This window comes from Prevotella sp. E13-17 (genome assembly GCF_022024035.1).
Classification (GTDB): Bacteria; Bacteroidota; Bacteroidia; order Bacteroidales; family Bacteroidaceae; genus Prevotella.
The window spans coordinates 451,260-470,445 of the sequence record NZ_CP091787.1 but is presented as its reverse complement, the minus strand read 5'-3'; the positions used below and the strand labels follow the sequence as shown (position 1 = coordinate 470,445).

The 19,186-nt window shown below is 47.4% G+C and carries 15 protein-coding genes and 1 rRNA gene; 1 reads left to right on the top strand and 15 read right to left on the bottom strand.

Annotated elements, in window-relative coordinates; translation table 11 throughout:
* Nucleotides 1-705: 705 nt before the first annotated feature.
* The 3 genes from L6472_RS01555 to L6472_RS01545 form a co-directional block, all read right to left on the bottom strand.
* The gene (locus tag L6472_RS01555) at nt 706-2,796 is read right to left on the bottom strand and encodes a beta-galactosidase (RefSeq protein WP_237806578.1); all 2,091 of its coding nucleotides are present in this window, start codon (nt 2,794-2,796) and stop codon (nt 706-708) included.
* Between the two features lie 375 nt (nt 2,797-3,171).
* Nucleotides 3,172-7,356, bottom strand: coding sequence for an acyl-CoA dehydratase activase (locus L6472_RS01550; protein ID WP_237806576.1), 4,185 nt, complete (start codon nt 7,354-7,356; stop codon nt 3,172-3,174).
* 15 nt (nt 7,357-7,371) lie between these two features.
* Nucleotides 7,372-7,950, bottom strand: coding sequence for an AraC family transcriptional regulator (locus tag L6472_RS01545; RefSeq protein ID WP_237806574.1), 579 nt, complete (start codon nt 7,948-7,950; stop codon nt 7,372-7,374).
* Nucleotides 7,951-8,118: 168 nt separating this feature from the next.
* On the opposite strand from L6472_RS01545, the gene L6472_RS01540 reads away from it, so the two are divergent.
* Entirely contained in the window at nt 8,119-8,994 is an 876-nt protein-coding gene (locus L6472_RS01540) for a helix-turn-helix domain-containing protein (RefSeq protein ID WP_237806572.1), read from the top strand.
* 60 nt (nt 8,995-9,054) lie between these two features.
* On the opposite strand, the gene L6472_RS01535 is transcribed toward L6472_RS01540, so the two are convergent.
* The 12 genes from L6472_RS01535 to rrf form a co-directional block, all read right to left on the bottom strand.
* A complete protein-coding gene (locus L6472_RS01535) occupies nt 9,055-9,312 on the bottom strand; it encodes a hypothetical protein (protein ID WP_237806570.1) in 258 nt (85 codons plus the stop codon).
* Nucleotides 9,313-9,400: 88 nt separating this feature from the next.
* Nucleotides 9,401-11,209 carry a hypothetical protein gene (locus L6472_RS01530; protein WP_237806568.1) on the bottom strand — a complete coding sequence of 603 codons (1,809 nt, stop codon included), beginning with the start codon at nt 11,207-11,209 and terminating at the stop codon, nt 9,401-9,403.
* Between the two features lie 346 nt (nt 11,210-11,555).
* Complete coding sequence (locus L6472_RS01525) at nt 11,556-12,236, bottom strand: DUF6371 domain-containing protein (protein WP_237806566.1); 681 nt, start codon at nt 12,234-12,236, stop codon at nt 11,556-11,558.
* 71 nt (nt 12,237-12,307) lie between these two features.
* Nucleotides 12,308-13,249 (bottom strand): AAA family ATPase, encoded by a 942-nt coding sequence (locus L6472_RS01520; RefSeq protein WP_237806564.1) that lies wholly within the window; start codon nt 13,247-13,249, stop codon nt 12,308-12,310.
* Nucleotides 13,249-13,578 carry a helix-turn-helix domain-containing protein gene (locus tag L6472_RS01515; RefSeq protein ID WP_237806562.1) on the bottom strand — a complete coding sequence of 110 codons (330 nt, stop codon included), beginning with the start codon at nt 13,576-13,578 and terminating at the stop codon, nt 13,249-13,251. The genes L6472_RS01520 and L6472_RS01515 overlap by 1 nt, the downstream gene beginning before the upstream one ends.
* Before the next feature lie 220 nt (nt 13,579-13,798).
* Nucleotides 13,799-14,389 carry a hypothetical protein gene (locus L6472_RS01510; RefSeq protein ID WP_237806560.1) on the bottom strand — a complete coding sequence of 197 codons (591 nt, stop codon included), beginning with the start codon at nt 14,387-14,389 and terminating at the stop codon, nt 13,799-13,801.
* Nucleotides 14,390-14,392: 3 nt separating this feature from the next.
* Nucleotides 14,393-15,805: an RNA-binding domain-containing protein gene (locus L6472_RS01505; RefSeq protein ID WP_237806558.1), complete on the bottom strand. Its 1,413-nt coding sequence runs from the start codon at nt 15,803-15,805 to the stop codon at nt 14,393-14,395.
* Nucleotides 15,806-15,857: 52 nt separating this feature from the next.
* Nucleotides 15,858-17,219 (bottom strand): tyrosine-type recombinase/integrase, encoded by a 1,362-nt coding sequence (locus L6472_RS01500; RefSeq protein ID WP_237806556.1) that lies wholly within the window; start codon nt 17,217-17,219, stop codon nt 15,858-15,860.
* A gap of 199 nt (nt 17,220-17,418) precedes the next feature.
* Nucleotides 17,419-17,640 (bottom strand): DUF2795 domain-containing protein, encoded by a 222-nt coding sequence (locus L6472_RS01495; RefSeq protein WP_027448922.1) that lies wholly within the window; start codon nt 17,638-17,640, stop codon nt 17,419-17,421.
* Nucleotides 17,641-17,699: 59 nt separating this feature from the next.
* Nucleotides 17,700-18,257, bottom strand: a complete 558-nt coding sequence (locus tag L6472_RS01490) for a cob(I)yrinic acid a,c-diamide adenosyltransferase (protein ID WP_237806554.1) — start codon at nt 18,255-18,257, stop codon at nt 17,700-17,702.
* Between the two features lie 36 nt (nt 18,258-18,293).
* Nucleotides 18,294-18,812 (bottom strand): hypothetical protein, encoded by a 519-nt coding sequence (locus tag L6472_RS01485; protein WP_237806552.1) that lies wholly within the window; start codon nt 18,810-18,812, stop codon nt 18,294-18,296.
* Nucleotides 18,813-18,982: 170 nt separating this feature from the next.
* A 5S ribosomal RNA gene (rrf, locus tag L6472_RS01480) occupies nt 18,983-19,095 on the bottom strand.
* Nucleotides 19,096-19,186 lie beyond the last annotated feature (91 nt).

Here is a 19,186-nt window from a genome sequence, read left to right as displayed (position 1 = left end):
AGAAGGGGGAGTGAGGCATTAACACAGTACCTGCAGCTTCCTCCTTATCGGGCTGGCCATTCATGTAGCGTTTTAATGTATCCCTCCTGCCGATCTTAGACAATTTGCTTGACCTTCTCTGCAAGTTATATCTGAAGACTGTTTTCATCAAGTAGGAATTCATAGATGCTCATATACGTAATTATCACCATAGCCATTTACATTTTCTGCGTAAATACGCAATTTCTGTTTGCAAATATAAGCAGAAATAGAAATATTGATATATCGAAAGATTCATTTACTTTTTTTGCGTAAATACGCAATTTTGTACGACAATAAAAACATCAGCGAGACAGGCAAATAGTTTTTGCTTATCTCGCTGATATCTGATTAGATAGATAGAAATCTACTATTTAACACTCATCCTCGTTGAAATGTAGCGACGTTGTTGAAAACCAAGCAGTTGTACTAACCTCTTCATTTATTAATCGTTTTATTTGGACTAAATAGTCTGTAAAAGGCAATTCCATATTCATACGAGGTTACTTATTTTTTATGCCGCAAAGGTACACATTATCTATCAAATCTCTAAGAAAACTTATCAAAATATACTTCCTCGTCATTAAAGATGATACTCATCATCTTTGAGACTCTCTGTCTCTCGGAAAGCCCACTTGTTTGAGACTTATGGCTGGATACTTGGCAAACAAGTCTAACAGTCTTTCGTCATTTTTCTTCTCCTATTACTACGCCCCACGGCTCAACGGTGATGTCCTGACCCTTGGCGAGGGACTGCCGGTCGAGCAGCGACTGACTGGCTTGATAGGGCCAGGCGATGGTCTTGGGCTCGTAGGAGAAATTGAAGAGGTAGTGTATCTGACGACCCTTTGCGTTGGTGCCGGAGCGGAGGACGACGGGGAACTGGTACTGGCGCTCCAGGGTGGCGATGCCTTTTCGGTCGGCAGCACGGGCGATAAGTTTATATAAAATGTCGGTGGAAGGCACAGTGCCGATATAGATAAGGTGCCCCTTGCCATACTGGTTCTCTGTGATGCAAGGCCACTGACCGAAGAACTGGTGCTCGACGGTGGCCAAGGGCTGTGCCGTGGTCAGTTGCAGGAACTCCATCCAGGTGTTGACGGAAGCCTCCCCCGACCCCTCCAAGTGGAGGGGAGAAGATGGCTTCAGCGGCAGTTTGTTGATACTCGAATACTCCTGATAGGTGAACCCGCAGGCTTCGGCCAGCGGACCGGGAGCCAGCACGGGGCGCACGGCATTGTCGTAGTCGGTGTAGCCGCTCTTGAAGAGCATAACCACCTCGCCGCCCTCTCGCACGAAGTCGCTGATTTTCCTGAGCAGTTCGTCGGTTGCCACATAGAGCGAGGGCACCACGAGCATGTCGTACTGCGAGAAATCCTGCATCTCGGGCTTATCGACAGGCAGGATGTCGCACTCGATGTTCTGACGGTAGAGTGCGTCGTACATCATGTCCACCTTGTATTGGTCGCGGTCGGTGTAGGGCATGAAGTCGAGGGCGTGCTTCGAGTCGTGACTGAACAGTAGGGCTACGCGGTTCCGCTTCTTCAGGTTCACCAGTCGGTCGCCAATCTTCTCCAACTCCTTGGCTCCCCGTTGGAACTCACGATAGACGCGGTTGGGCTTACCGTCATGACCGAGGATGCCGCGCCAGTAGGTCTCCTGACCGTAGTGCAACGTACTCCAGTGCCAGTATTCCACCATATTCGCACCGCCCGAGAGGAAGGCGTACATGTTCTGCCGCAACTGTCCATCGTAGGGAGGCCACTGGTTGCGGCTCGACCAGCCTGTGCCCTGGGCGTTGGTCTCGGTGATGAGGAAGTTGTGGCTTCGGCTGACGGTGCGCATGAAGTCACACGAATAACTTATCCATTGTCCGTCCTGTCCGTTCTGCATGGTGTAATAGACGTTGATGGCGGGGTACTCCATCTGCCGGAATGCCTCCACTTGGTCGATGTCGTAGAAACTGGGCATGAAGCAGTGCATGATAAACTGGTCGGGGCGCTTGTACTCGCTCACGATGTCGGCCTGCCAGTTCAGGAAGTCGGCCGTCACCTTGCGGTTCCAGCGCTCCCACCACACCTTATACGAAGGGTTCGTCACCCCCTTGCGGTCGTAGAAGTCCTCCCAGCGGTTGATGTTCATGCCCCAGTAGTTCAGTCCCCAGCGGCGGTTCAGTTCCTTCAGGTCGCCATGGAACTCCTGCCTGATGTACTCGCGGAAGCCCTCGAAGTAGTCGGGGTTGTCAATCTTGCGCGCCTCAACCTCGTTGTCCACCTGATAGCCAATGATGGCGGGGTGCTGGGCGTAGTGCTCCATCATCTTGCGGATGATGCGCTCCGAGTAGCGGCGGTAGGTGGCGTTCAGCAGGTCCATGTTCTGGCGGATGCCGTAGTGGCTCTGTCCGCCGTCCCACTTCTGCGACAGCACCTCGGGGTGCTCCGCTGCCAACCACGACGGGATGCTGTAGGTCGGTGTACCGAGGATGACCTTGATGCCCGCCTTGTGCAGCGCGTCGATGATGCGATCCATCCAGGCGAACTCAAACTGTCCGTCCTGTGGCTCGAAGAGCGACCATGTCGATTCGCCCACGCGCACCACCGTCAGTCCCGCCTCCTTCATCAGCCGGATGTCCTCGTCGAGCCGGTCCGTCGGCGTGTATTCCGCATAGTACGCAGCACCGTACAGCGGCTTGTCAAACTGGTAAACCTTGTCCTCTCCCTTGGCAGAAGCCGTCATTGTGAGCAGCCATCCAACCATCATCAGTAATACTTTCTTCATAGTTTTTGGTTTTTAATGCTGCAAATATACTACATTATTTTAATATAACTGACATTGTTTCAGTCTTTCTCACGCTAATGTTACAAATGAATTCGCGTACTTTTAGACACAAAAATAAGGTGTGAAAGCAATTGCTATTTTCACACCTCACTGATTTTCAAATTAGTTACGAATCAAAAGATTGCCTAATACTCATCCTCGTTGAAAACTTGGCTCGTAATTGATTATCAACAACTTACGCAATTCTTAACTATTTTTAGCCAAATAAACCGCACGGTCTGAGGCGGTCAAAGGCTATTCATTGGCGGATTGGACAAACATATTATATGTATGAGGCACTACACTTGAATATGCAAAGTTTAATACACGACAAAGCTAAGCACTATCGAGAAAGAGCAGCAGGCGGTTGATGACATTAACGCTGCTTACCCCGCTGTCAAAGTCGAGACTGAGCAGGTTCAGGTGGGGATAGTGTCGCAGAACAGCTTTCTCGATACCTTTTGCAACGATGTGATTGGCTATGCAGCCGAAGGGTTGCAGACTGATAACGCTGTTCACACCCTGCTCTGCCAGCTCCATCATGTCGCCTGGCAATAGCCAGCCCTCGCCAGCCTGGGCAGCGGGAGACACGATATGAAAGGCCAAACGCGCCTCGCGACGAATGTCGGTGAAAGGCGTGAACTGCGGATAGCGGCTGAGTACACTGTTGAACCGCTGTATGTGTCGCCATGCAAGACGGTAGAGCATACGGACAACCACCGAAGGAAGGTGTGAAGCGGAAAGTCCCAGTCGTTTGTTCTGCACGACGTTGACAAATTCCTGCAGGAAGAAGGGCGTGATGAGCGGCGGTACCACCTCGAACCCCTGGTTGATGAGCACGTCGGTGATTTGCTGATGGGCAAAGTGATTGAACTTCAAGAATATCTCACCAACGATGCCTACCCTCTTCGTCTTCCGGTCTGTGCAGGCTGCATTAAACTCAGAAGCAGCTTGGTCGATCAGCAACATGAGTTGCTTCGTGTCATGCTTTCGTATTACCTCTGAGGCAAGACGAAGATATTTGTCGCGCAGCACGTCAGCTGTACCTGCCTGTTTCTCCCGGCAGACGGTGGAATAGTACATCTTGGCCACGGCATCAGCATACAGCAGACCGGTAGCAAGCACAGGGAAAAGCCTTAGCCAGGGAAAGTCGAATCCCTCTTGCTGATTGGCCTTCGTTTCGTTCGTGGTCACACCAAGTGTAATGAGCGGTATCTGCTGGAAGCCCGCCTGCACCATTGCCCGCTTGATGAGACCCGCGTAGTTGGTGGCACGGCATTGTCCGCCTGTCTGCGACATGGCTACGGCAATCTCCTCCGGGTGGTAGCGGCCTGACTGTAGTGCCTTGATGATGTCGCCCACAATGAGCGTAGCGGGATAGCACACTTCGTTGTTGGCATATTGCAGTCCGACAGCGGCCGACTCGGCATCGCTGGGTGGTAACACCTCGATGTCGTAGCCAGCCACATGGCCAAAGGCAGGCAGCAAGGGTGTGATGAACTCAGAGATATGTGGAACAAGAATCTTCCGACGACGGTCGTTACGAGTATAGGTACGGATAGTCTGAAAGGGTAGCACAATTGGGTTGGCGCGACCCGATTGCAGACGCAGACTCTCAATGAGCGAGCGGACACGTAGTTTCAGAGAACCGATATTGCTCACGTCGTCAATTTTCAGCAGGGTGTAGGTTTTATGATGGCGGGCCAGCAGCGAACGCACTTCGTCCTGTATAAACGCATCTGGGCCACAGCCAAAGGAAGTCATCTGCACAAACTGCACGTCGGTTGCCACGGAGCTTACCCACTGTGCGGCCTTGATGATACGGTTTGTGTATGCCCACTGGCGTACACTGTTGGTATGACCATCGGCAATATCTTGGCGATTCCTGACAATGTCTTCGCTGATGACGCATGCACCCATCTGACTGATGGTCTCACTCAAGCGGTGCTGAATGAGCGGATCAGCATGGTAGGGGCGTCCAGCCAGCAAAACAATCATCTGTCGCTTCCGTCGGCCTTCATCCAGAATCTTCTGAGTCAGCTCCTGGATGCTTGTCTCGTAGTCTTCTTGTGCCTGCAAAGCCTGCCTGAAAGCTTTATTGGCTATCTTCGGGCTGATGCCGAGCGACAAGAGATAGTCCACCACCTGCTTCTTGAGCAGACGGCTGTCAGCGAAGTTGATAACGGGAGAATCGACAGGAACGGCGGACGACATACTGCTGCGGATGACATCGGAATAGCCCGACACGATAGGACAGTTGTAGCTGTTGACGGCCGTCAGGCTCTCCTGCTTGTCGAACACCACGTAGGGCATCAGGATGCGCTCCACGCCCGAATTCTGCAGCTCTTCTATGTGGCTGTGTACCAGTTTCGCCGGGAAGCAGATATTGTCGCTCATCACCATGCAGAGGGCACCCTCGTAGCGTTGCATCTTCGACTCCGACGAGAGCACAACCTGGAAACCACAGTATGTGAGAAGACGGTGCCAAAACGGATAATCCTCATACATGTTCAGTACACGCGGAATGCCGATGCGGCGCAAGGCTGCAGCGTTGGTCTCACGGTCAAAGAGCATGCGTAGTTTTTCGGGATAAACGTTGCCCCCGGGCTGACAGGTAGTTGCAGTATTGGTAAACACCCGCTCGCACTTGTTGCCGCTGTGGTAGCTGCTACCTCCGGCAAACTTGTGCCGCGTCACTTGGCAAGCATTCTCGCAACCCCGGCATTGTAGCAAACGTGTTTCGCAGTTGGCCGATTGCATCATCTGTTCCAAAGAGCGTGGGGCGGACAGATGCCTGGCAGCGTGGAGTGCACAGCCGTATGCCCCCATCATTTCGGGCATGTTACTACGGGCTACTTGACAGCCCGTCAGCAGTTCTAATGCTCTCACAACTGCATCGTTGCGCATGGTGCCGCCTTGCACTACTATCCTACGCCCCAGTTCGCTGACGTTTTTCAGTTTCAGCACTTTGTGGAGACAGTTGTTCACCACTGAGTAGGCCAGACCCGCGGCAATGTCGGCCACGCATGCTCCCTCTCGCAATACTTGTTTGATTTTCGAGTTCATGAAGACGGTGCAACGAGTACCCAGGTCGCAAGGATGTACGGCAGTGCAGGCTTGCCGGGCAAACTCCGAAATGTCGATTCCTAAGCTTTGAGCAAAGGTCTGCAGGAATGTGCCACAGCCCGACGAACAGGCCTCGTTCAGCTCCATACGTGTCACCACGCCTTTCTCCACGAAGATGGCTTTCATGTCCTGTCCACCAATATCGAGGATGAATGACACATCTGGCATCAGCCGGCTAGCGGCCTGATAATGCGCCATGGTCTCGATGATGCCGTCATCGAGCGAAAAGGCAGCCTTGATCAGGTCTTCTCCATAACCTGTGGAGCACGAGCCGACAACACTCAATCCGCAGCATTGCCGCTGTGCCTCCATCTGCAATTGTCGCAGTCCTTCGCGCACAGCCTCGATAGGCTTGCCAAGACTCTGTGTGTAGTATGTGAAAAGTATTTCGCCCGAAGACCTTGCGGCCACAATCTTTGTCGTTGTAGAACCAGAGTCAATGCCAATTACGACCTGCTCGCGTGACTGCATCGGCACCACCTCGATAGCATTATTCCTCTTCTCCTGCTGCCATGTGGCGACAGCGTCCTCATCAACAAAGAGTGGCTGCTGGGCCGTCTTGATGTTGATTTGCTGCTTGGCACTCAGCCTCTCCTTCAACTCTGACAGTGTAAAGGTGGCATCTTTGCAACGCAAGGTACAACCAATGGCTGGAACCAGACAGTTATCTTGACCTACGATGAACAGGCTCTCGTCCCAATGCATATAATCGGCAAAAGCTTTGCGCAGCGCAGAGAGAAAGGTGAGCGGGCCGCCACAGAGCAATATGGGTGGCTCGATGGTCTGTCCGTGGGCCAGTGTGGTGATGGTCTGCACGGCGATGGAGTGGAACACGGAGGCACAGATGTCGGCTATAGGTACACCACGACTCATCAGGTTCTGTACATCGGTCTTGGCAAACACACCACAGCGTGCGGCAATGGTGTGATGGTGCGTGGCGGTCAGCGCCAAGTCGTTCATCTGCAGGTTGGTCAGTCCCAGCAGTTGTGCCATCTGGTCGATAAAGGCTCCCGTGCCCCCGGCGCAGTTGCCGTTCATGCGCAGGTCCAATCGTCCATCGTTGAAGAGCACTACTTTCGAGTCTTCACCGCCAATGTCAATGAGTGCTTTTGCCTCGGGAAACTGTTGGCGGGCGAAAAAAGAAGCTGCCACTACCTCTTGCACGAACTCGGCTCCAAGCACCTCTGCCGTCTGCATACCAACAGATCCCGTAACTGCCACTGTCACATGACTGCTGCCAACCTTTTCCTCAGCATCAGCAAAGAATCGAAGCAAGATCTCTTTTACGCGTGCATTGTGTCGTTCATAGCGTGACCAAACGATGCGTCCGTCGCCATCGGCCACAACCATCTTCACTGTGGTAGAGCCTATATCTAAACCTATTCTATATATCATGGCTGTCTGTCCTTATTACTTTATGATGAGACTGTTTTTCTGGAATTCTTGCGGTGTCACTCCTGTATGCCTTGTGAAGAAACGACAGAATGAGGATGTATTGGGGAAGTGGAATTGAGCAGAAATCTCCTTTGCCGTAAGTTGGGTGTGGAGAAGGGTGTGCTTGATTTCGCCAACGGTCTCCTGTTCTATCAGTTTTTTGGCGGTTTGTCCACTGACTCTCCTGACGACGGTGGCGAGATATTTCGGTGTGACACGAAGGATGGCGGCATAATCGCTGACGGAATAATGCTCACGGAAATACTGCTTTATCGCCTGACGGAAGCGGAGGTAGATGTCAACATCACGAGGACGGTAGCTGTCTGTTTCGCGCTTGAGCAAATGGTAATTCTCGTTGACGCGGAAATACTGTACGCCATCCTCCATGCGATAGACTATTTCCTGCCCCTGCAAAAGACCGGAAAGGACTGTTGGGGCTATCAGGAAATTGACTTTGGCCTTTTCCAACAGCATTTTCAGTTCCACTTCGTCACCCGCCTCTATCAGCGTATTGAGCATGGCGTTAGCCTCTCGTGTGTAGTATATTGTTTCCATCGTTTTTTGTTTCTTTGTTGTAAATTTACGTCCATCTTCCATGAATTTGATTATGATTTTGTACGAAAAGATTATGATTTTGTATGATTCTCCAAAAATCTTTGTCTATCTATTAAAAAAAAATACTAATTTTGTAATCCAATCATACAAAATCATAATTTTCGCCAAATGGGTAAGACAAAAAACATACATTATTTCTCAGTTGAGAACATGGATTTGCGAGAGGTAGTCGGCAGCGAGTGCCACATCATCAACAACGACGACATCACTATCATCCTGAATGGATGTCCACGCAATGCTACATTCTTGCGTGATGGAGAAATATACCAACTGCCAGAGCCTCACTTGCTATTAGTAATGAATGGCGAGGCTGACATTCAGCTGGATTTGGAGCATTATCACATAGAGAAAGGTACGCTCATACTCACCACGCCCGACATGATTTTGGAGTTTACTCATTGCAGCATGGACCTCATGCTATGCGGCATTGCTGACAAGACACATATCCACATACCAGAAAGTATTGTCATGGCTTGTCCTGCTAAAGATGCAGAGTACCTGCTTCGCATGATGTATCTGCTTTGGGACATTTCCACCCAACAACCATACCGACGTGATACTGTGAAGCAGATGACAGAAGCCATGCTGAGCAATGCTAATTATATCAAACAGGCCGCTGAAGCTAGCGAAAAGACTGATGCCCCGTCACGCAATCAACAGTTGTTTCAGCAGTTTAAGCTGCTGGTCAGCAAGTATTGCGAACGAGAGCGCAACATCCCCTTCTATGCCAAAGAACTGCGAGTCAGTCCTCACCATCTTTCATCGGTCATCAGCAAGGCCAGCGGCCACAGCGTCATGTACTGGATCAATCGTGCCGTTGTACTTCGGGCCAGGATGCTGCTAAAGACCAGTGACCTGATGACCTACGAGATTGCCGATCGTCTGAATTTCCCCAACTCTCCAGCCTTCAATAGTTTCTTTAAACGTGAGATGGGTATAACTCCAAGAATGTATAGGAACAACCTCAATACATGTGACAGTTAGTTACCGAGATCTTCTCCGTAACTCAATGCTGTTATATGAAGAACAAATACAGGACTCCTATCAAGATACGCCCCAACCATTCCGCTTCTTCGTGCCATCCCAGTTTGTAAGCTCACCATTGGAACCGCCACCACCTGCACTGATACCGCCTCTGCCACTAGCGGCAAGAAGTAGATTCGCCATCAAGTTTTTGGTGACCGTCATGGCATCACAAAGTTGCCGAGTGCGAGATGCTGTAAGATTAGTCTTTGAGTCAGTAATGCCACTCCATGACACCCTCTCTAATAGATAGTGTTCCTTGATGAATGACAGAATCATGGCGTTTACTAACTGCTCCGCTGCTATTCGTAGGCATCTACAAGCATTTCTGCCACAGGATTGGTCCTCATTTACTTGGTGAAATTGCCTACCTTTTCATGCCATTGTTGTAACTACGGCTATATAATTCCCTATTTCTCAGTTCCTCCAACGCATCATGAGCACCATCACGCCAGTAACGTTCAACCTTATCTTTGGCCACACACCAGATTTCATCACATAGCTGCTTCCTGTCACCACCATCGAAAGCAAGGAAGGTCTCAATAGTGTCTGCCTGCGATTGATTCAGGTGACGCTGATAGGAGCAGTTGCCCATCTGGACAAGAGCCGATACGGCTGCGTCGAAGAGTTGGCTGCGCTGCTCTTGCTTCTCGTGGTAAGACTCCCATGTGCCATCGACAATGCGAAGCGCGTCCTCATGAAGAGAGTTTATTATTTTGTCATCTGCTTCCCAATCAGTATCAGTCTTGGCGAGCATCTTTGCGAAGTGAACGGCATCATCCACATAAGACTTGCGCCCTGCCTCGGTTTTCTCAACACTGATGGCACTCCAGATAAAGTCTTTCATGCCTTTGGCAAAATGCTTCATGCCTGCTTTCCACTGGTCAACGATAATCTCGACAACTCGTTTGAAGTTCATACTGCAAGTTGCGAACAAGAGGTCTCTCAACACTCTCAGCCTATCAAGCAGTGCACTGTTCACGGTTTGAGATACCTTCAACTGACCACCCAACCACTTTATCGCTTCATCCTTGGTGAGTTGCTGACCGTTCCTGTTGCCACCCTTCCAGCAGAGAGGTGTACCGTCCTCCTTGACTGCGAGCCGTTCTTTCTTAATACGCAGTTCATACTCCGCTCTTGTCTTGGCCATCTCAGCATCATGCTCTGCCTTGGCATCGGCCTTTGCCTGGGTAACGGCTGCTTGCTTGTCGGCCTCGGCTTTAATGGCAGCATCTTTCTTTTCTCTTTCACGGCACTTGGCTAATTCCTCCCATGTAAGGTTCTGGCCCTTCTTACTACCACTGGTCCACATATAAGGCAGACCTTCCTCGTTGACAGCCGTTGTTGCCTGGAACAGTTCTTCCTTATGCGCTGCATCCTTCTCTTCAAATGCCTTCCTTACTGACGGGCTAAGACCTGCGTTGAACATCTTGTCGAACAGGGAGGCCTGAGCCATCTTTGTAGCTTTTGCTTCCTCTTCGGCAATTTCTGCCTGAAGTTTCTCTTTCTTCTCCTCTTGCACTTTCAGGATGTACTCGTTTCGCTCCAGGTGCTCGGCTCCTGTCTCTGACTTTCGTTTGCCACGTTCCATCTCCAATGTCTCAGCCGCCATGTCTTGTAATTCTTCCATGTCTTTCTTACCAAGTTTAAAGGACTTTCCCGTTTCATGGTTCATCCAGTCCCAAATGATGTGCGCGTGAAGATTGGGTTGCCAGGTTGACGGATCATCAGGGTTAGTATAATGGCCTTCATCCTTGTGAATGTGTATCTGGATAGCCCTGACTCCCCATCTTTGACGCACTTTCTCTGTGTACTTCAAGAGATCGCCCATTGTGGTGTCAGGCTTGATGTTGACAACACTCTCACGGATGGGGCTACTGCCGTTACGCTCTTTAGGCTTACCATTCTTGCCAATGACAGTCACCTTCTTTTCCTGCATAGCTCGGCCAGTCTTCTGTTTCACCATAGCTTTGATGGCATCATAGTGCTGTTGGAGGGTGACACCCTTCAAGTCGGGTACTACATACGACTCATTGTTATGACTCAGCTCAGTCCGCACATATAAAGTGCGTGGGTTCAGCGAGGCGATATATTCAGCGTCCCGCCTGTTATGACGTTCACTCTGCTCAATGTTGCAGGGCTTTACGTGGTCGGATGCTTTTGCTATTGTACTCATATTACAATTTTATGTTTTTATGTAATTACTGTTTTACTGTAATTCAGAAATTTTTAGTTTCTACTATTCTTTCAAAAGGGGTAACGGGGTGGGAACCCTGATTGGAGGGTGCAGGGAGAGAGTCACTTCCTGCTCAGGGTTCTTAGGGGCAGATGCCACTGAGCGGGGTGGTCAAGGGGGAGGGTCCCCCCCTTGCGAGGTTCCATAGGGCAAGCAGCCCTTGGTGGGTTCTTAGGGCAAAGCCCTGAGTCCCTCGGAAGAGCCCACAACTACGAAAGCGAAGCTCGTAGTTATAGTGGGCTATATCAAGGGCAAGCCCTTTATCTCCATGCACGCTCGTTACGGATCATGGTACTGACTGTTTATGGATGATGTCTATCAGATACTGGTTAATGTCTTGGTGGGTAAAACCGTCATCCACCTTGAACTTGCTGCCAAAGTGATCTGACCAGAAGTCGAAGCAGAAGTCATCAGGGAAGAGGATGACCTGTCGTCCAATGAACTTCTTCATCATCGCATCCGTCAGGTTGTTGCCGACACCAACTGCCAACCAGTCGTAGTTAGGATGAGCCAATGCTCCGAGTAAAGCCGTCTTCTCTTCTTGAACGATGACGGTCTGTCTGTCACGACACAGATGTTCTCCAAAGAATACGTTAGAGTCAGTATAATAGTCGAAAGCATACCAAGAATAGAGATGATTGGTAAGATCATCTTTCTGGAGCATGGCTCCATTCTCAGTATTGTAGTAGATGACACTACCACCAACTATCATCCCTTTCTTGTTGATACGTGGCAGAACAGTACCAAAGTGTTCACTTATCGTTTTAGAGGTAGCACCCAGCCGATAGCGCATAACGAGATTATCAATGCGGTTAAGCATGTTAGCATTGTAGTTCACCAACTTGTCCATATAATCAGACATAGAGGAATGACGAGGAACAAAGCTATCCCTCGGAATCTCTATGAAAGACCGCTCATAGGCTGGTGCCTTGGTGGCAAGTATCTGTTTCAGTTCTTTATCGTCCATTCTTTATTCAGTTTATGCAAATTATTCAATTATGCAGTATGAATAATGTGAATAATGAATAATTATTGGGGCTATTCTTTCAGGAGTCTTGACACCTTACTCTGCGATATTCCGAGCTGTTCGGCTATCGCTGTCTGTGTCATTCCCTTGGCTGAGAGTTCTCTTACACGAGCCCTTATTTCTTCCCTTTCGTTGCCACTTTCAATACTCAGATGTTCCTGCTCTGTGCCAAATCCACGACTGACGAACCCCAGATTACCATAGCCATCCTTACAGCGTTCATAGACAGCCACATGGTCGGCTCCCATCGTCAACTCACCGTTACGCCACTTGCACTGTTTGACGTAAACAAGGTTTGAGTCGATGCAGGATTGTGCTATTCCGATAGCGTCATCTATCAGTTGGTTTATCTTTGCAGACCCCTGCATGGCAGAAAGGGAAAGAGGCTGATAACCAGAAAACATCTTGGGAACATGGTTGAGCACGACCAACGTCCAGTTGTATTGCTTCTTCAAGGTATTTAGCGAGGCCATCAGGGTTCCTGCATCAGCACTTCTGTCAAGCGATTGTCCCAAGGCAGTGATGTTGTCGATAAATACGACTTGTACATGATTGGCTACAGCTACTTCCTCAATTCCTTTTAGGACATCCTCAGAAGGATGCTCCCTATCCATCTCTGCACGAAGGAAAGTAGGAGGAAAGTTAGCAGTCCCATAGCGGTTGCCAAGTTGGCGAGGTGTCATCTCACAGTCCACGTATAACAGTCGCTTGCCATTCTCGGCGATATGGCGGGCTATCTGCATAGCGAAGATGGTCTTGCCGATGCCAGACTGCCCGAAGATGATACTGAGATCACCTTCGAGCACAATGTTTGGATAGAGAGGAACTAATGGAGGCAGTTGATGAGCTTCGTCAATGCACTGGTTCATCCGTTCAACATGGAATCCACCACCATCTACAGGGTCACACTCTTGGTACTCCTTGAATGATTGATCAAATATGTCTTCCCTCATCAAACTCTGCCTCCTTCCTGTCTTGGTAGATTAGGATTAGTAGCAAACGCTTCATAATGAAAGTGACGCAAAAACTTGTCTATGTCATCCTGAGTGTACCAGTACTTGTCACCTTCACGCGAATAGCCGATATAGCCATTGTCGCGGAGTTTCTTCATGTACTTATCCTTGACACCCAACATGTCCATAACCTCCTTGTTGCTGTAAACACGAGAAGGCTGTTCTGGAAGATCATTGTTACCTGAAAGGTTCTTTTTACCTTGTACTACGCGAAAGATCTCTTCCAGCAACTCTCTGTCGCATAGCTTTTCTACTGTTGTTTTTTTCATTTTACTTTATTTTAAGAGATGGCCTTTGACGGGGCCGTTTTTCTCTCAAAATAAGGGTCAGAAGGAAAATGTCAATAATAAATCATTAGGGAAGGTTATAGTATGGTTATAAACAAAGTTATGAATCATTATGAATTGGTATATAATTCTCTGATTTACAGAAACATAAAAAGGCAGCCTGTTTATAGCTGCCTTCTATCTATTGTAAGCGAAAAGTTGGCTAATTAAACCAAGAATCCACATGGACAGAACCATCAGGAGCAATATCATTCTTGCCATTTTGACGGGATTGACCAATGTTTTTAGTATCGAATAATGACTCTAACAAAGAAGTTGGGAAACGACCTTCGTTTCCCCATTTCCATCGATAACAATTTTCTCGTTTATAATACTGAGAGAAGTCACCACAGTAAATACGTCCACACATATATGCTAACAATGCTGTTGATTTTTTCCATTTCAACTTTCCTTTTTCTACTTTTAGGAATTCGTCTTCAAGTGCTTTATTAAAGACTTTCATTGCCAGTTCTGTATTCAACTTGTCTGGTAGCTTTATTACATTCCTTACCTGCAATTGATGTTTACTTTCTGCCACATAAAGAATAACTCCCGAACAAATCAATGGAAAACAACCATCCCATATACCATATAAGTTCTTGGGATGCATTATTCCAAGCCCAAATAATAACATTGTTACAATGAAAAGTAACAAACCTGCTGACCATAAAATGATGCGCTGATATTTCTTCAGGGCATACGCTACAGCAAGAACAACAACGCAATATACAATAACTAATATTGAAATAAACATTCCTTATTCTTCGACGACTTCCCAATGCCCGCCCTTATCAGGCCCAATACGTTTAATCTTGTTTTGTTCTTTCATCCTATTCAGCACATTCCAGGTGCCATTTTTAGAGAGACCTGTTAATTTCTGAAACTCTTGAATAGTTATAGAAGAATCTTTCCTTATTGCCTCTTTAATAACATCTTCGAGTTCCTTCCCAGTTTTCTTCCCAGTTTTCTTCCCACTCTCATCTGTAGTGGGAAGTAAAGTGGGAACATAAGGAATCTCTATGCGGTATACATCCTGTTCTTCTATAATTGGTTCCTTGCCATTAGCATAGAGCGGCGTATACTTGAACATCTTCCTTATTCCACTGCCAAGTTCCTCAACGATACCCATTTGAGAGAATACGTTAGCTATCTTGGGGTTCTTACGATGCGGACGCATTGTCTGGAGGTCGATGTGACCATAGACATACGGGATATTCCAGTTCTCGGTAACGATGCGGTCACGATAGATGGTAAACGTTGTTGGATAAGCACTACTGTACTCGCGATGGATGATGAGGTTTAGGGCAACCTCTCTCAGTATCCTGTCACGCAGACTGAATCTCTGTATTCCCTCAATGTAGGGCTGTTCTGGCAGATGCTTCTTGATAAAGTCCATCATTATTGGATAGGCTTTCAACAGATTGCAACTCAACAATTCCCTGTCATCATATAACTCTGTGTCGTTTACTCGGCACAAGAGATCTATTCTGTATGTTGGCAAAGCTGTAGCAATAGCATGACTGTTACCAAACAACAAGATTGCTGCCAGTGTCAGCCCCTCTTTGCCTGTTTCAGGATCAATGGCAATTAGCTCACCTGAACGTATAATTTCCTCGTTTGACAGATTTAGCCAAGGATGTTTCGAGTTCTCAATACGAATTCCTCTTTTCAGTTCATCAAAAGCTTCCTCGTCGAGATCCTTCATCCCTAACATCGGATATACCCTATCCTCTGTCTTCATCTTGCTCTTACGAATAAACAGATTGGCAATCTGCTCGGTACTGCGCAGTTCAAAGTCACCATCCTGATTACGGTCATAATAAATTCCCTTATAGCTATGAGCCTGGTTACTCTCAGGGACATAGAAATAGATAATCTTCTTTCCGTCTATGTCCATAGGTTCATAAGTCAGATAGTAGGTGGGCTTAAACAACTGAGGATTATTCATGTCCTTAGCCAGCTGATCCATCTGTTCTTGGACCTTTGTAGGGTTGACACCGACAATTTCCCCATTGTCCTTCGCTCCTAATACGACATGACCACCTTTGCGGTTCAGAAATGCACAAATAGACTCATAGACCTTTCGAGCCAAGCTATCCTTGGATTCCTTGAACTCAATCTCTGTACCCTCTTTCTGGGCTATGATTGTCTTTAGCTTATCTGGAGTCATTACTATATCTACAAATTTGGGTGCAAAATTACACAATAATTCTGAGAATGAGTTAGAAAAGTTCCAATTTCGTCAAATCGCCACTCAACTTGTTCAGTTCCGAGGATAAGGTTTCTGGCAGAAAGCGAGCATAAACCTTTTCTGTAATATCTGTACTGCTATGGCCTAACAAGCGGCTAACAACTGACATCGACAACCCTTTGTTTAAGGCAAGAACAGCAAATGAGTGTCTGGCTACATGCATCGACAGATTAAAAGGGAGCCCTATCTGGTCTCCTGCTACTACTATCGATTGATTGATGCATTTAGTGGCATTATTACGAGCTTTATAGAGTGCATCAGCATCATCAAGATCAAGGCTATCCTTGACTAAATCGAACACATAACGGCACCCTACCCGCTTTTCACGCCATTTTTTTAATATTTGTAACGCTGGCTCTGACAAAGGAATGATATGACGTTTACCGGTCTTTATCATGATCTTCCTCAATTCTTTCTTCTCCAGATTAACATGGCCCCATTGCAGGGTCATTACATCCACTATTCTGAGACCACAGGCATGAAAAGCAAAGAAAAACATTTCAAGGAATTCTTTTCTACGTGGCTCCTTGCAGTTCTTGTAATACTGAAGCAGCGCATCCATCTGTGCTTGGCTTAGACTCTTTCCGTCAAACTCTTCCTCTTCTTCGGCAGATAAGGACGGTTTGGTGATAATTCGCATATCCTGAATACGAGCATTGACTGTAGGCTCAATCATACCCAATTCAGCGGCATAGGCACATGCTTTCTGTATCGGTGTCAATGCATGGTTTATTGTTTCATCACTATTTTGCTTAATCTCCCTACGCCATTCAATATAGTTGTCTACCAGTTCGGGAGTAATATCGCCAACATATATCTTGTCTTTATCATATGTTCCTTTCTTTGTTGAGCGGAGGAATATGGTAAACACATTCATACAGCATTTGCCATTCATATAACGGCTCCTACCAATTCTATTCCTGGAGTAATCTGATTCCAAACGAGCCATAGCAAACTCTACGAAGTCTTTGCCTTGATCCTTGCGGGTAAGAGGCTTATCAGCAAGAAAGCCATTGATTATCTCTGCTGTTATCTGATTGGGGTGCTTCTCGTTGTACTCAGCCAGTTGTGCATCTATCCTATCAACACGATTTATGAGCAATTGATTAAGGCGCTTATACTCATTTCCATGACTGGCTCTGATTTCACCACGTCCCTGATTCCCCTTTTGGTTCCAGTCAGCTGCTTTCACAAATACATTAGTTGACTTACGGATTACCTGCCTATTCCATGTGTATTCCAACTCTACTGGATAGGTTTTATCCTTCTCAATCACTTTCGGTGTACGAAGGCGATATTTTCCTAACGGATACAATCTTTTTGGTCTTCCCATATCTTATTTGTTTGTCTTATTATTCCTGAGGATGTGCAAAAGTACGAACTTTTAGACAAACAAACTCAAATTTGAAGGTTAAAAATTGCAATTTAGGCAAACAAATCAGGCTATTTAACGCCATAAAACACCAGCGAGACAAACAAATAAAATTTGCTTATCTCGCTGATTCTTAACTTGTTAGCCCTAAATTAGAGCCTTAATACTCATCCTCGTTGAAAAGGAAGTCTTCTTTAGTGGGATAGTCGGGCCATATATCCTCGATACTTTCATAGACATCGCCCTCATCCTCTATCTCCTGCAGGTTTTCAAGCACCTCTAAAGGGCAACCTGATCGCATGGCATAGTCAATCAATTCATCTTTAGTTGCTGGCCAGGGAGCGTCTTCCAGTTTTGAAGCTAATTCTAGAGTCCAATACATAGTTTTATTGTTTTTGAAATTTTTACTGATTTAGGTGTGCAAAAATAACAAAAAAAAATTTATCTGCAAGCATTTTGCCACATTATTTCACTACGACCAGCTTTTATATTAATTTTTTTTGCTAAAACAAATAAATAGTCGCTCAGACGGTTCAAAAATTGAATCACATGATCATCTACAGGTGCTATTTCTGCAAGCGTCAAAACATGCCGTTCAGCACGACGGCAGACGGTCCGACAGACGTGAGCCTGAGCTGCTGCCTGACAACCGCCAGGCAATATAAACCCTCGAACCTCTGGCAACTGTTGTTGCATTTCGTCGATATGCTGTTCGAGCATCTGTGTCTCTCCATCAGGCAAGATGGCAGAAGCATAGAGACGTGTGGTGGTCTGATCGGTGGCCAGATGCGAGCCGATGTAGAACAAATCATTCTGTATGCGCAAAACGGTTGCGTGCTCATCGTCATCCCCCATCCAAGCAGCAAGTAGTCCAAGATGCGAGCTCAGCTCGTCAACGGTGCCATAGGCCTCCAGTCGCACATCGTTTTTCCTGATACGTATGCCACCTATCAGGTCTGTTAGTCCGCCATCGCCTCGTCGTGTATAGATCTTAGTCATAGGTTTAAAGTATAAAAGGTTAAAGGGAAATCGAGGTCAGAAGTTAATGATATAGTTTTGTTTGGACCGCTTATGGTCGAACAGGACTATACCACAGTAATAGAGGTCAAAGGTAATTGTTGTGCGCTGGTCATATTCTATGCAGTGCCAAAGTGGCATCTTACGGTTGATGCCCTCAAAGACAACGACAGAATGGTCATCGCACATGTCCAGCAGCTGTTGATATTCGCATTCGATGGGTACAAAGGCAATGTCCACATGGGCGGTGTTCTTCACCACCTCAGCATGAGGACAAGCCCTCTGGGCAAAGGGAGCAGCGCCCACCATGTCAATAATCGTGCGAGGCTGACGGAAGTTGGCCAGACGGAAATACAACTTAGCCAACTTCTGTTTCAACCAGTCGGTCTCTTTGTCAAAGTCGTCATAGGCATAATAGGGCCACGACTCGCTGATGACCGAACGCGCGAAACGATAGTCAGTAGGCGACTGTATGCCGAAGCCCATCGAATGAGGGGCACGCTTCAGTTCAATATATAATCGTTTCAGATGATTCATTTCGAGGACAAAGATACAATAAAAATCGGAAAAACATCACATAGAGCCCGAATAACTTTCCAGAAGAGAAGAAAAAAGGAACAAGGACTCTGCAACTTCTCCATAGCGCCACCGCATGCAGAATAACAAAAAAGAGCCCTGACTCATTGCTGAATCAGGGCTCTCTGTAAAGATGGCGGCCTCCTACTCTCCCGCATTGCATTGCAGTACCATCGGCGCAAGCGGGCTTAACTTCTCTGTTCGGAATGGGAAGAGGTGGGACCCCGCCGCAATAACCACCTGATATTTCTCTTTTATATAGCAACCATAGTTTCTATTGCTTCTATAGTGTCTATATAAGGTATAAGGTGACACATTTAACACAAGAACTGAAG

Excerpts from the sequence above, each read along its gene's own strand:
- L6472_RS01535 (WP_237806570.1), bottom strand. The coding sequence starts at position 9,312 with ATGATTCTGTCATTCATCAAGGAACACTATCTATTAGAGAGGGTGTCA.
- L6472_RS01485 (WP_237806552.1), bottom strand. The coding sequence starts at position 18,812 with ATGAATCATCTGAAACGATTATATATTGAACTGAAGCGTGCCCCTCAT.
- L6472_RS01525 (WP_237806566.1), bottom strand. The coding sequence starts at position 12,236 with ATGGACGATAAAGAACTGAAACAGATACTTGCCACCAAGGCACCAGCC.
- L6472_RS01510 (WP_237806560.1), bottom strand. The coding sequence starts at position 14,389 with ATGTTTATTTCAATATTAGTTATTGTATATTGCGTTGTTGTTCTTGCT.
- L6472_RS01515 (WP_237806562.1), bottom strand. The coding sequence starts at position 13,578 with ATGAAAAAAACAACAGTAGAAAAGCTATGCGACAGAGAGTTGCTGGAA.
- L6472_RS01505 (WP_237806558.1), bottom strand. The coding sequence starts at position 15,805 with ATGACTCCAGATAAGCTAAAGACAATCATAGCCCAGAAAGAGGGTACA.
- L6472_RS01540 (WP_237806572.1), top strand. The coding sequence starts at position 8,119 with ATGGGTAAGACAAAAAACATACATTATTTCTCAGTTGAGAACATGGAT.
- L6472_RS01550 (WP_237806576.1), bottom strand. The coding sequence starts at position 7,356 with ATGATATATAGAATAGGTTTAGATATAGGCTCTACCACAGTGAAGATG.
- L6472_RS01490 (WP_237806554.1), bottom strand. The coding sequence starts at position 18,257 with ATGACTAAGATCTATACACGACGAGGCGATGGCGGACTAACAGACCTG.
- L6472_RS01495 (WP_027448922.1), bottom strand. The coding sequence starts at position 17,640 with ATGTATTGGACTCTAGAATTAGCTTCAAAACTGGAAGACGCTCCCTGG.
- L6472_RS01500 (WP_237806556.1), bottom strand. The coding sequence starts at position 17,219 with ATGGGAAGACCAAAAAGATTGTATCCGTTAGGAAAATATCGCCTTCGT.
- L6472_RS01520 (WP_237806564.1), bottom strand. The coding sequence starts at position 13,249 with ATGAGGGAAGACATATTTGATCAATCATTCAAGGAGTACCAAGAGTGT.
- L6472_RS01530 (WP_237806568.1), bottom strand. The coding sequence starts at position 11,209 with ATGAGTACAATAGCAAAAGCATCCGACCACGTAAAGCCCTGCAACATT.
- L6472_RS01555 (WP_237806578.1), bottom strand. The coding sequence starts at position 2,796 with ATGAAGAAAGTATTACTGATGATGGTTGGATGGCTGCTCACAATGACG.
- L6472_RS01545 (WP_237806574.1), bottom strand. The coding sequence starts at position 7,950 with ATGGAAACAATATACTACACACGAGAGGCTAACGCCATGCTCAATACG.